Here is an 11755-nt window from a genome sequence, read left to right on the forward strand (position 1 = left end):
CCTACGCTGCGGCCAATGCTGCGCTACACTCTCAAACGTCTTGCTTCGCTCGTCGTCAGCCTGATCGTCGCCTCGGTCGTGATCTTCACCGTGGTCGAGATCGCCCCCGGCGACCCCGCAAGCTTTATGCTGGGGATCAATGCGCAACCCGATACGGTCGCCGCGTTGCGCGCGGAGCTGGGGTTGGACCAGTCCAAGCTTGACCGGTATCTCGACTGGGTCGGCGGCATGCTGACCGGCGATTTCGGAACCTCTTACACGTACCGCGCGCCTGTCGCGCAGATGATTGCGGACCGGCTGTGGGTATCTCTTCCGCTGGCGCTCTATGCGCTCACCCTCTCTACCGTCATTGCCTTTCCGGCCGGTATCTTCGCCGCCGCTCGGCGCGGGGGTGTTGGTGATCTGAGCGTCACCGGGGCAACGCAACTTGGCGTCGCGATCCCGAACTTCTGGTTCGCGATGATGCTCGTCCTGATCTTCGCCATCAACTTGCGCTGGTTCAGCGCCGGGGGGTTTCCCGGCTGGGACCGCGGGTTCTGGGGCGGGATGAAGGCCTTGACCCTTCCGGCGATTGCTCTGGCTCTACCCCAAGCCGCGATCCTCACACGGGTGATGCGGTCGTCGTTGCTGGACATTCTGGGCGAGGACTTCATCCGCACCGCGCGCGCGAAGGGCCTATCGGCCCGCCAAGCCCTGTGGCGGCACGGGTTGCGCAATGCTCTGATCCCGGTGCTGACCATCATCGGCCTGCAATTCGCCTTTCTTCTGGCCGGCGCGATCATTATCGAACAGGTGTTCTTCCTGCCTGGGCTCGGACGGCTGATCTTTCAGGCCATCACGCAGCGTGATCTGATCGTGGTGGAGTCGGTGGTAATGCTGCTGGTTTTCGCCGTAATCGTCGTGAATTTCGTCGTCGATCTGGCCTATGCCGCCGTCGATCCGCGCCTGAGGACACGGGCATGAGCCGGAACCTCATCCTTGGCGGGACGCTGACCTTAGTATTCGTGCTCGCCGCGCTGCTGTCCTTTGTCTGGACACCCGATGGCGTCGAAGCGATGAACATTGCGGGTCGACTGAAGCCGCCCAACGCCGACAACCTGCTCGGGACCGATCATTTCGGTCGGGACATCCTGTCGATGTTGATGGTCGGCGCGCGCACCTCGATTGCCGTGGCGCTGGTCGCGGTCGGGATCGGCATGGGGATCGGCGTGCCGCTGGGCCTCGCGGCGGCGGCGCGCAGTGGCGGAATGCTGGACGAGGTCATCATGCGAATGAACGACCTGATCTTCGCCTTCCCGTCTCTCGTCATCGCGATCCTGATCACCGCGGTCTTCGGCCCCTCTGCCACGAACGCGATCATCGCCATCGGCATTTTCAACATCCCCGTCTTCGCCCGCATCACGCGGGGCACTGCGCTCAGCCTGTGGAAGCGCGAATTCATCATGGCTGCCAGAGTGGCGGGCAAGACCCGAACGCGGATCAGTGTTGAACACATCCTGCCGAACGTGGCGAACCTGCTGATCGTGCAGGGCACCATCCAGTTCTCGCTGGGTATCCTCGCCGAAGCGGGGCTGAGCTATGTCGGCCTGGGCGCGCAGCCGCCGATCCCTAGCTGGGGGCGGATGCTGGCGGATGCGCAGACCATGGTGGCGCTCGCGCCGCACGTGGCGCTGATCCCCGGCCTTACCATCGTTGCGATGGTTCTGGGTCTGAACCTGCTTGGTGACGGGCTGCGCGATGCGCTCGATCCGCGGCTCAAGGTGGCCCGGACATGAGCCTGCTCGACATCCGCGACCTGACCCTGTCGATCCATGGCAAGGAAATCCTCAAGGGCATTTCCCTGAGCCTTGCCGAAGGCGAGATCGTGGCGCTCACCGGGGAAAGCGGGTCGGGCAAATCAATGACCGCATTCGCAACGATGGGGCTTGTGCCCAAGGGCACCGAGATGCGAGGCGCAATCCACTTCGGCAAAACGAACCTCCTGACCCTGACAGAGCCGCAGATGTGCGACCTGCGTGGGCGCGAGATCGGGATGGTGTTTCAGGAACCCATGACGGCGCTGAACCCGGTGCAGACCATCGGCGCGCAGGTGATGGAGACGATCCTGGTGCATGACGCGATGACGCCTGCCCGTGCAGAAGAGCGCGCGCGGGACGTACTTGACCGCGTGGGCCTGCCTTCCGACCGGTTTCCGCTTGGTCGGTACCCGCATGAACTGAGCGGCGGACAGCGCCAGCGCGTCGTGATCGCCATGGCCATCGCGCTGCGCCCGCGGCTACTGATCGCGGACGAACCGACAACAGCGCTCGACGTGACGACACAGGCGCAGATCCTCGATCTGCTCAAAGATCTCGTCCGGGAACAGAATATGGCGCTGATGATGATCACGCACGATCTGGCCGTTGTCAGCGATTTGGCTGATACGCTCAACGTCATGCGGCACGGTGAGATCTTGGAGTGCGGGCCAACCGGTCAGGTCCTGCGCGAGATGCGCCATCCTTACACACGGCAGTTGTTCGAGGCGTCGCGCCATGAAGCCAATCTTGGCGCCGCAAAGGCAGATGATGTTCTTCTCTCGGTCCAAGATGTCAGCCGTGACTATCCCCTGCCCCGCACATCCCTGTTCGGATCGAGACCGCAATTCAGGGCAGTCAAGCAGGTCAGCTTCGACATCAAACGCGGCGAACGTGTTGGTCTGGTGGGAGAGTCTGGCTGCGGGAAATCCACCCTCACGCGCGCGATCCTCGGGCTGGAGCCGGTGCAGGAAGGCCACATCACGCTCGACGGCGATCCGGTCTGGCAGGACGGACACGCCAACCTTACGGTGCGGCGCAAGATGCAGGTGGTGTTCCAAGACCCCTACGGCAGCTTCAACCCCCGCCACCGCGTTGCACGTCTGATCACCGAACCGTTCCACCTTTTGCCGGACCCGCCATCGGGCGCGAAGCGTGACACAGCCATCGCCGATGCGCTTGCGGCCGTCGGGCTGCGCCCGGAAGATGCGGACAAGCACATACACGCGTTTTCCGGCGGCCAGCGCCAGCGCATCGCAATCGCACGCGCGCTTATCATCCGACCGGAACTGATCGTCTTCGATGAGGCCGTCTCGGCGCTCGATGTCCGCGTGCGCGCACAGATCCTAGACCTCATGGCCGACCTCAGCCGGGACTACGGACTCACTTACCTGTTCATCAGCCACGACCTGAGCGTCGTACGCTCCATCACCGACCGCGTGCTTGTCATGCGCGCTGGCGAGATCGTCGAGGACCGACCGACCTCGGACATCTTCGATAACCCGCGCCACCCATATACGCGCAGTCTGATCGACGCTGCACCACAATTGCCCGACTTTCAGGAGACACAAGATGCTGCCCTCCCTGCCCTTTGACCCGTCGCATGTCCTGATCGGGGGCACGTGGCGCGCGACTACAGACACATTGCCCCTCGTCAATCCGTCTGACGGCAGCACCCTGTGCCACATCGCGCGCGGCACCGCAGATGACGTGGACGCAGCGGTCAGCGCGGCGCAAGCGGCTTTGGACGGAGAATGGGGTCAGTTCACCGCATTAGAGCGCGGGCGATGCCTGTCGCGGCTCGGGCAACTTGTGCTCGAACATGTCGATCTGCTGACCGAGCTCGAAGCGCTTGATGTCGGGAAACCGCTGACACAGGCGCGTGCGGACGCAGTTGCACTGGCACGTTATTGCGAATTCTACGGTGGTGCGGCGGACAAGATCCATGGGACAACGATCCCCTATCTCGACGGATACACTGTCTATACTTTACGAGAACCGCACGGGGTGACGGGTCATATCGTGCCCTGGAACTACCCAATGCAGATCATCGGGCGCTCTGTATGCGCGGCATTGGCAATGGGCAATGCCTGCGTTCTCAAACCGGCCGAAGACGCCTGTCTGACCGCGCTGATGTTCGCGCATCTGGCGCAAGCGGCGGGGTTGCCGGATGGGGCGCTGAATGTGGTGCCGGGGCTCGGGTCCGAAGCGGGTGCGGCGCTCTCGGGTCATCCCGGCGTGCATCACCTCAGCTTTACCGGATCGGTTGCCACTGGGCGCGCGGTGCAGCGGGCGGCGGGCGAGAACGTCGTCCCTGTCACGCTCGAACTTGGCGGAAAGTCCCCGCAGATCGTGTTCGCCGATGCTGACATTGACGATGCCCTGCCCTTCCTCGTGAACGCAGGGCTGCAAAACGCCGGCCAAACCTGCTCTGCCGCCTCACGCATCCTGATCGAGCGCAGCATCTTCGACACCGTCGCGAACAGAATGGCGGACTCTTACCGTCTGAAGCGCGTTGGTCCAGCCACCAGCGATCCCGATATCGGGCCGCTGATCTCGCTGAAACAAAAGCAGCAAGTCGAAACCTTGCTTCAGGCGGCGGGTGACCTGCCGGTTATCGCCGAAGCGCCGCTCCCGAAAGATCTGCCAGTGGGCGGTGCGTACGTCCAACCCCGCCTTTACGGCCCGGTCGCCCCAAAACATCCGCTGGCGCAGGACGAGGTCTTCGGCCCCGTGCAGGTCCTCATTCCGTTCGACACCGAGGACGAAGCCATCCGCATCGCCAATGGTACGATCTACGGTTTGGTCGCGGGGGTCTGGACCCGCGACGGCGCGCGCCAGATGCGGCTCGCCAAGGCGCTGCGCAGCGGGCAGGTGTTCATCAACAACTACGGCGCGGGCGGGGGCGTCGAACTGCCGTTCGGCGGGATCGGCAAGTCCGGACACGGGCGCGAGAAAGGCTTCGAAGCGCTCTATGGGTTTTCGACGCTGAAAACCGTGGCGGCACGGCATGGCTAAGCCGGTGCAATTCGTTGTCTTGCTCATTGCGGCTTGCCTCGTTGCCGGTGTCTTCGGAGCGTTACACAACCAACTCAGCTACTCGGTCGGCCCGGCCTATTTCGAAGATCTGAAATTCACACAGTTCGGCATCCCGGAAGACCAGCGCAATCGGATCGGCGCCGCGCTTGTCGGATGGCGCGCGTCGTGGTGGATGGGTCTTTTGCTCGGTCTGCCGATCTTCGGCCTCGCCGTGGTTCTTATCCCGCAGCGCCATGTGCTGGCGCTTGGGGCAGGCGCGCTGTTTATTGCGCTCTTTTGTGCGATGGTCGGTGCGCTGATCGGCCTCTTGCTTGGATTGCTGGGAAAGTCGCTACCGCTGATTGCCGATCTGCTTGCGGAACTGCCACCAGATACCGGTTTCCGCCGCGCGGCGCTGATGCACGAGGGCAGCTATCTCGGCGGTGCGGTTGGCGGCGGGATTGCCCTCTGGACGATCTGGCGCGCGCGGCGCAGTCTGAACGCCTGACAGGGGAGCAGCGACATGCGGCTTAGCAAGAAAAACGCCATCGTCACCGGCGCGGCTTCGGGGTTCGGTGCCGGAATCGCACGCAAATTCGCGGCCGAGGGCGCGCGCGTGATGGTCGTGGACGTGAATGCAGAGGCAGCACAAGACATTGCGGACGAGATCGGCGGGATCGCGCAGACCGCCGACGTCTCGAAAAGCGGCGAAGTGGACGCGATGATCGACACCGGCGTCAAGACGATGGGCCATATCGATATTCTCGTGAACAACGCAGGCGTCACACACCTGCCCGGCCCGCTGGAAGACATCAGCGAAGAGGATTTCGACCGGGTGTTCGCGGTGAACTGCAAATCCGTCTACCTCGCCGCACGCAAGATCGTACCGCATTTCAAGGCGCGTCAGGCGGGCACCATCCTGAACATCGCGTCCACCGCAGGCGTTTCGCCGCGCCCACGGCTCAACTGGTACAACGCCTCGAAAGGCTGGATGATCACGGCGACACGCACCATGGCGGTGGAGCTTGCACCAGACGGCATCCGCGTAAACGCGTTGAACCCGGTGGCGGGTGAAACGCCGCTTCTCAAAAGCTTCATGGGCGAAGACACACCCGAGATCCGAGCGAAGTTTCTGTCAACAATCCCCTTGGGTCGCTTCTCCAAGCCCGAAGACCTCGGCAATGCAGCTGCTTTCCTGTGCTCGGACGAAGCCAGTATGATCACCGGCGTGTGCATGGAAGTGGACGGAGGTCGCTGTATATGACGGAGGCTTCTTTGGTTCGGAAATATACCGGGGGGAGCCGCCGTGAGGCGACGATGGGCAGCGCCCCCCAAGTGACGGCAAGTGAGACGTCCGTATGACGCCGGGCCGACGCAATCTGATCACGGATGTCGCCGGTTTGCGCGTGGGTCATGCGCAGGATGACAAACTGAAATCAGGAACCACGGTGCTTTTGTCAGAAGACGGACCGATGACGGCAAGCTATGCGGTGATGGGCGGTGCGCCTGGCACGCGCGACACCGATCTTCTGGAACCGGACAAAACCGTTTCCGGCGTCGATGCCATCGTACTGTCGGGCGGATCCGCTTTCGGCTTGGCGGCGGCGCAGGGCGTGATGGATGCACTTGCGGCGCAGGGGCGCGGGTTCCCCGTCCACAGTGCACGCGTGCCGATTGTTCCGGCGGCCATCATTTTTGATCTGCTAAATAACGGCGACAAGGCTTGGGACGAAAACCCCTACCCGGCGCTTGGCCGTGCCGCAATGGCAGAGGCACGGCACGACTTTTCACTGGGCACCGCAGGGGCTGGCGCGGGCGCAACCGAGGCGCGGTACAAGGGCGGCCTGGGGTCCGCATCGATGGTGATGCCGGACGGGACCACGATTGGTGCGCTGGTGGTCGTGAACGCGCTTGGCAGCGCGGTCACACCGTCGGGCAACAATTTCTGGGCCGCGCCGTTCGAGATCGGGGATGAATTCGGCGGGTTGGGACCTGACCCCACAGGCGGGCTTCAAGCGCTTGCCCCCAGCCGCAAGACCGCAGCGATGGCCGAACATGGCAACACGACAATCGGAATTGTGGCGACGGATGCGATGCTCGACAAGGCGGGTTGCAAACGGCTGGCGACGGCTGCGCATGACGGGTTTGCCCGCGCGCTGGTTCCGGCGCATACGCCCTACGATGGTGATCTGATCTTCGCCGCGGCAACCGCGCGACGCGGACCACCCACAGTGGATGTTCTACCACTGCTCGGACACTTTGCGGCGGTTTGCATGTCCCGTGCGATTGCCCGCGCGATCTGGGAAGCAACGCCACGCGACCGGGACGCGCTACCGACGTTTCGGCAAGAACTCGGCGAAAAGCACTTGGACGGGCTTTGACAACGCGGGTCCAAACGCGCTTCCCTCACCTCAGGATCGGTGGTTTATCAGGATCGCTGCCCGGCGCGAGTGGTTCCACCCGCGCGACTTGCTGTGGCTCGGGGAGATCGAACCGCAGCCCGACCCGCGCAAGCTGCGCCGTCACCGGATCGCTGTCGCGGAGGAACACCACGTCAAGTGCAGCCGCCTCCAGCCCGGAAAACACAAGCGCTTCCTGAATGGCGCGCGCCAAGGCGGATTCCGCGCCCGGGATCGTGCCTGTGAACCCAATAAGATGACCGCGAACGCCTGTATCGTAGGTGACCTCCGCCAAATAGCCGCGACGCGCCATTCCAGTCGCCGTGCGCAGCTTTGCGTCGATGGCGTCCAGCAATCCGTCCGGCATGCCTCCCGGCGCGCGCAGTTCTTGCGGGCGCGCTTCTGCCTCGGACGGGCCTTGCGCGACGGTGTCGGCCAGCCAGTCCACCGCTTCGGTTGGTAGAAGGATTGACGACGGCGCAACCTCCGGATTGAGCGCGATACCGATCTCCTGTCCGGCAAGCATTCCGACAATCGAGCGCCCGGACAGGGCCGCATAGGGCACGGCACGGCCCGCGAATGTGCTGAGGCGGTCCTCGGTGTCGAAGACCAAAACAAAGCGTGCGTCGCCCAGATCGAACAGTTCCGGTTCCGCCTGATCTCCCTCTGCCTCACGTGCGAGCATCAGGTATAGCTCGGTCTCGGACAGGCGGTCATAGAAGCGCAACCGGGCTGTGCTGTCTTCGGGCGCGGCCTCCATCGCCGCGTGGGCGTGATCCAGGGGCGTTTCCAAACTCATGCCATCACCTCTGCCACCCGCACGCGCAAAGCGGGCAGGACCTCTGCCTCGAACCATGGGTGTTTCTTCAGCCAAGCGGTATTGCGCCAGCTCGGATGCGGCAAGGGCAGAACCGACGGCCAATGGTCGCGCCAGTTACGCACCACCTCTGTCACACCCGCCTTGGTTCCCAGATGGTATTTCTGTGCGTATCCGCCGACCACAAGCTTCAGCGGCACGTCACCGACATGTGTCAGCACTTCGTCATGCCATGTCCGACGGCAGATCACGGGTGGCGGCAAGTCGGAACCTGCCGCATCGTAGCCCGGAAAACAGAACCCCATCGGCACAATCGCCACTTTGCTTTGGTCGTAGAAGGCAGGCCGGTCCAGTCCCAGCCAGTCGCGCAGCCGGTCGCCCGAGGGGTCGTCAAAGGGCACACGGCTTTGATGCGCGCGCATGCCGGGGGCCTGGCTGCAGATAAGAAGCCGCGCGCCGGGTCGGAACCACACCACCGGTTTCGGCCTGTGCCGGGTTGCGGTGGCGGCAAATCGGTCGGCGCAGAGAGCGCAGTCGGAAAGGCGGGCCTGAACGGTCATGTCAGCAGATGTAATGCGCCGCAGCTCAGGTCAAAGATACAGGCACGATGAACCGCGTTTCGTAACGGATCATCTCAACGATGCGGCGCAGATGGTCGGGGCGAAACGCGATACAGCCTTCCGTCGGGAAACCCGGCCTGCGCCAGCGATGCAGGAAAATTGCAGACCCCCGACCTCTCTCGGCGTAGGGCCAGTTCCAGTCGGTCAACAGCACGAGATCGTAGAGCGGATCGGCGCGGCGCAGCGTTTCGTGGCTGTGCGGATACGGCGCGCGAACCATGAGGTTATAATCTTCGTGGCCTGGATCGTCCGACCACAGATCGCCCGGTCGGATCGGCACCGCCCAGTCTACCGGTTTCGCCATGCGGTCTGGCCGGTAGAGCAGCCCGACTATCCGATGCACCCCCACCGGCGTTGCGCCGTCGCCTTCGCGCTTGTCCGCCTGAACGCCGCCGCGTCCTATGGTGCAGGGCCACTTTCGGCCCGCAAAACGCAGCCCCTGCCGGGTCAGCACCATGTCGGACGGCGTCACAGCATGTGCCCCGATTTCCGCGCTTTCGTCGCCAGGTAGGCGGTATTGTGCGGGTTCTCCCCCACTTTCAATGGGACCCGTTCCGCAACCTCGATCCCGCAGTGCTGCATCATGTCGATCTTGGCCGGGTTGTTCGTCATCAAGCGCACCGACGAGAAACCAAGCTTGCGTAGGAGTTCTGACCCGATGCGAAAGTCGCGTTCGTCGTCCTCGAACCCCAGCCGGTGATTGGCCTCTACCGTATCGAACCCCTGATCCTGCAAGGCATAGGCGCGCATCTTGTTGGCAAGGCCGATGCCGCGCCCTTCCTGATTGAGGTAGAGGAGCACGCCAGCACCTTCAGCCCCCATCGCTTCGAGCGCTCCGTTCAACTGCGGACCGCAATCGCATTTCAAACTGCCCAGAAGGTCCCCCGTGAAACAGGCCGAATGCAGCCGGGCGAGCACGGGCTTGGCCCGATCCGGGCGTCCGATCTCGATGGCGTAATGCTCTTCTGATCCGTCTTCGGGACGGAACACGTGCAACCGGGCATTCTGCGCGGCGCGCAAGGGAACGCGGGCCGCGATCACTTCGTCGAATACCAGCGTCGCCCCAAGCTGTGGCGCCGCAGCATCGGGATCGAGGCAAGTCAGTGCGTTGTCTTCGGCGAAGCGCACCGCATCCGTCACGGGCACCGCGATCACGGCAGGTAACAACCGGGCCGATTTCACAAGCATGACCCCCAAACGGTGCAGTTGAGGATCACCGTCCCGGCGTGTCACCAATGGGCCTTTCATCGGGCGGGACAGATCATCTGCCGGATCGGCGATGGCTTGCACCCAGTCCACCGTGGCATCGGACGGCAGCGCGACCCGCGCCACGTCGCCGTCATAGGCCCGCGCCTTGAGTGTCTCGGCCCGCCTGCCAGTCACCACGAGGTCGACGCTTTGGCCCATACCCATGATTGTGGACAAGCGCCCTGGACTGATGGTCTCCGCCGCGGCCACCACGAGACCGGATCCTGCGCCCAAAACAACCGGCACGCCCATGCGCAGGTCCGCCCGCGCGCGCGAAAGCAGGTCTGTTATGTCAGGAGCTAGCGTCATTCAGATCGGGATCCCGAGGGCCGTGCCTGAAACAAACGGCCGCGATTTGTGTAACATTAAGCCCGTGCATACACGAGGCCGTGAAACACTTGCAGCAATTCTTGCCGCTGTGCAACGCCTCCCCCATCTCCGATGAAACCGACGGAGAGACATGACAATGGCACAGCTCAAGAACATCCTTCTGGTCGACGATGACGACGATCTGCGCGAGGCGTTGGCCGAGCAACTCGTGATGACCGAAGATTTTGAAGTGTTCGAAGCCGATTGCGGCACGGCCGCGATGGGCCGCGTCAAGGAACAGCTTTATGACCTCATCATTCTAGACGTGGGTCTGCCCGATACCGATGGCCGCGAATTGTGCCGCCTGATGCGGAAACAGGGCGTGAAGGCTCCGGTACTTATGCTGACCGGTCACGACTCGGACGCGGACACCATTCTTGGCCTCGATGCCGGCGCGAATGATTACGTGACCAAGCCTTTCAAATTCCCGGTGCTTCTGGCCCGTATCCGCGCCCAGCTGCGCCAGCACGAGCAATCCGAAGACGCCGTCTTCACGCTTGGGCCGTATACATTCAAACCGTCGATGAAGCTCTTGATTACGGAAGACGACAAAAAGGTGCGCCTGACCGAGAAAGAGACGAACATCCTCAAGTTCCTCTACCGCTCGACAGATGGTGTGGTGGCGCGCGACACGCTTCTGCACGAGGTCTGGGGCTACAATGCGGGCGTGACGACACACACACTGGAGACGCATATCTACCGCCTGAGACAAAAAATTGAACCAGATCCGTCCAATGCGCGTTTGCTGGTGACCGAGTCAGGTGGCTACCGCCTCGTCTCCTAAGACCTTGGTCGGTTATTGATGCAGATCAAAGTGGCATTCCGCCCGCATCTTTAACCCATGTTGCAACAGTTCCCGTCGCATATGCGGGTCATCATATGCACCTCCCTGTTGGACTTGGCCCGGGCATCTGCCCGGGTCTTTTTTTATCAGTAGACAGAGATGGATTTGACCTGAACGTCGGCTTCGTAATCCGCGCCGTAGGCGACAACGGCAAGGCTTCTTACTTCTGACGGCGCAAAGCTTTGCGGCATGGCGTCGTGCGACGCCTCGAATGAAGAGAACGGCAGGCGCATGGTCTGCCAACTCTCGCTGGCTGTGAATGACGCGCGGTAAGAATACCAGACGCGGTTCAGATCAGGCGTTTTCAGAAAAACGTAATATGTCTGCCCGTTTCCCTTGGTGACAAGAGACAGGCCTTGCGCATCGGCCGGCCAGGCATTTGCGAAGCGATGACGTACCTGAATGAAACCGCCATTGTTCTTCGTGCTAACCATGCCGCGCAGGCGCAACACCGCGTCCGGACCGGACCCTGCGATTTCAGCCCGGCCTTGTGAGACACCGCCCATGACTCCATCCGCGACAAACTCCCATCGCGCGGAGGCACTGCCGGAGAAATCCTCGAACACCGTTTCGGCCATCGCTTGCCCCGCCATGATGATACTGATCAGGATCGCCACTCTTCGCATACAAGACGAGGTAGCTTGACC

13 protein-coding genes are annotated in these 11755 nt (G+C 62.7%); 8 read left to right on the forward strand and 5 right to left on the reverse strand.

All coding sequences use genetic code 11. The annotated features are described in order from the left end of the window. Positions 1-15: 15 nt before the first annotated feature. The 7 genes from BUA42_RS09680 to BUA42_RS09710 all read left to right on the forward strand — a co-directional run bounded on the left by BUA42_RS09680 (position 16) and on the right by BUA42_RS09710 (position 7192). Positions 16-963: an ABC transporter permease gene (locus BUA42_RS09680; protein ID WP_072777555.1), complete on the forward strand. Its 948-nt coding sequence runs from the start codon at positions 16-18 to the stop codon at positions 961-963. Continuing rightward, positions 960-1775 carry an ABC transporter permease gene (locus BUA42_RS09685; protein WP_072777556.1) on the forward strand — a complete coding sequence of 272 codons (816 nt, stop codon included), beginning with the start codon at positions 960-962 and terminating at the stop codon, positions 1773-1775. The genes BUA42_RS09680 and BUA42_RS09685 overlap by 4 nt, the downstream gene beginning before the upstream one ends. Continuing rightward, positions 1772-3388, forward strand: coding sequence for an ABC transporter ATP-binding protein (locus BUA42_RS09690; RefSeq protein WP_072777557.1), 1617 nt, complete (start codon positions 1772-1774; stop codon positions 3386-3388). The genes BUA42_RS09685 and BUA42_RS09690 overlap by 4 nt, the downstream gene beginning before the upstream one ends. Further along, the gene (locus BUA42_RS09695) at positions 3366-4811 is read left to right on the forward strand and encodes an aldehyde dehydrogenase family protein (protein ID WP_072777558.1); all 1446 of its coding nucleotides are present in this window, start codon (positions 3366-3368) and stop codon (positions 4809-4811) included. The genes BUA42_RS09690 and BUA42_RS09695 overlap by 23 nt, the downstream gene beginning before the upstream one ends. Next, a complete protein-coding gene (locus BUA42_RS09700) occupies positions 4804-5319 on the forward strand; it encodes a hypothetical protein (RefSeq protein WP_072777559.1) in 516 nt (171 codons plus the stop codon). The genes BUA42_RS09695 and BUA42_RS09700 overlap by 8 nt, the downstream gene beginning before the upstream one ends. Positions 5320-5334: 15 nt before the next feature. Further along, on the forward strand, positions 5335-6075 hold the full coding sequence (locus BUA42_RS09705) for an SDR family oxidoreductase (protein ID WP_072777560.1): 741 nt from the start codon (positions 5335-5337) through the stop codon (positions 6073-6075). A 94-nt stretch (positions 6076-6169) separates the two neighbouring features. Then, on the forward strand, positions 6170-7192 hold the full coding sequence (locus BUA42_RS09710; RefSeq protein WP_072777561.1) for a P1 family peptidase: 1023 nt from the start codon (positions 6170-6172) through the stop codon (positions 7190-7192). Between the two features lie 25 nt (positions 7193-7217). Here the strand turns inward: BUA42_RS09710 and BUA42_RS09715 are convergent, their stop codons facing one another. The 4 genes from BUA42_RS09715 to ribA are packed head-to-tail and all read right to left on the reverse strand — an operon-like array spanning position 7218 to position 10204. Beyond that, the gene (locus BUA42_RS09715) at positions 7218-8009 is read right to left on the reverse strand and encodes an SseB family protein (protein ID WP_072777562.1); all 792 of its coding nucleotides are present in this window, start codon (positions 8007-8009) and stop codon (positions 7218-7220) included. Beyond that, entirely contained in the window at positions 8006-8587 is a 582-nt protein-coding gene (locus BUA42_RS09720) for a uracil-DNA glycosylase family protein (protein ID WP_072777563.1), read from the reverse strand. The genes BUA42_RS09715 and BUA42_RS09720 overlap by 4 nt, the downstream gene beginning before the upstream one ends. A gap of 25 nt (positions 8588-8612) precedes the next feature. Beyond that, positions 8613-9119: a L,D-transpeptidase family protein gene (locus tag BUA42_RS09725; protein WP_072777564.1), complete on the reverse strand. Its 507-nt coding sequence runs from the start codon at positions 9117-9119 to the stop codon at positions 8613-8615. Further along, complete coding sequence (gene ribA, locus BUA42_RS09730) at positions 9116-10204, reverse strand: GTP cyclohydrolase II (protein WP_072777565.1); 1089 nt, start codon at positions 10202-10204, stop codon at positions 9116-9118. The genes BUA42_RS09725 and ribA overlap by 4 nt, the downstream gene beginning before the upstream one ends. 157 nt (positions 10205-10361) lie before the next feature. On the opposite strand from ribA, the gene BUA42_RS09735 reads away from it, so the two are divergent. Further along, on the forward strand, positions 10362-11048 hold the full coding sequence (locus BUA42_RS09735) for a response regulator transcription factor (protein ID WP_072777566.1): 687 nt from the start codon (positions 10362-10364) through the stop codon (positions 11046-11048). A 146-nt stretch (positions 11049-11194) separates the two neighbouring features. Here the strand turns inward: BUA42_RS09735 and BUA42_RS09740 are convergent, their stop codons facing one another. Further along, positions 11195-11725, reverse strand: a complete 531-nt coding sequence (locus tag BUA42_RS09740) for a CIA30 family protein (RefSeq protein WP_178346889.1) — start codon at positions 11723-11725, stop codon at positions 11195-11197. Positions 11726-11755 lie beyond the last annotated feature (30 nt).

This window comes from Marivita hallyeonensis (assembly GCF_900129875.1).
Lineage (GTDB): Bacteria > Pseudomonadota > Alphaproteobacteria > Rhodobacterales > Rhodobacteraceae > Marivita > Marivita hallyeonensis.

Bases quoted from the DNA above. Each gene is read 5' to 3' on its own strand.
- BUA42_RS09680 (WP_072777555.1), top strand. From the start codon at position 16: ATGCTGCGCTACACTCTCAAACGTCTTGCTTCGCTCGTCGTCAGCCTG.
- BUA42_RS09685 (WP_072777556.1), top strand. From the start codon at position 960: ATGAGCCGGAACCTCATCCTTGGCGGGACGCTGACCTTAGTATTCGTG.
- BUA42_RS09690 (WP_072777557.1), top strand. From the start codon at position 1,772: ATGAGCCTGCTCGACATCCGCGACCTGACCCTGTCGATCCATGGCAAG.
- BUA42_RS09695 (WP_072777558.1), top strand. From the start codon at position 3,366: ATGCTGCCCTCCCTGCCCTTTGACCCGTCGCATGTCCTGATCGGGGGC.
- BUA42_RS09700 (WP_072777559.1), top strand. From the start codon at position 4,804: ATGGCTAAGCCGGTGCAATTCGTTGTCTTGCTCATTGCGGCTTGCCTC.
- BUA42_RS09705 (WP_072777560.1), top strand. From the start codon at position 5,335: ATGCGGCTTAGCAAGAAAAACGCCATCGTCACCGGCGCGGCTTCGGGG.
- BUA42_RS09710 (WP_072777561.1), top strand. From the start codon at position 6,170: ATGACGCCGGGCCGACGCAATCTGATCACGGATGTCGCCGGTTTGCGC.
- BUA42_RS09715 (WP_072777562.1), bottom strand. From the start codon at position 8,009: ATGAGTTTGGAAACGCCCCTGGATCACGCCCACGCGGCGATGGAGGCC.
- BUA42_RS09720 (WP_072777563.1), bottom strand. From the start codon at position 8,587: ATGACCGTTCAGGCCCGCCTTTCCGACTGCGCTCTCTGCGCCGACCGA.
- ribA (WP_072777565.1), bottom strand. From the start codon at position 10,204: ATGACGCTAGCTCCTGACATAACAGACCTGCTTTCGCGCGCGCGGGCG.
- BUA42_RS09735 (WP_072777566.1), top strand. From the start codon at position 10,362: ATGGCACAGCTCAAGAACATCCTTCTGGTCGACGATGACGACGATCTG.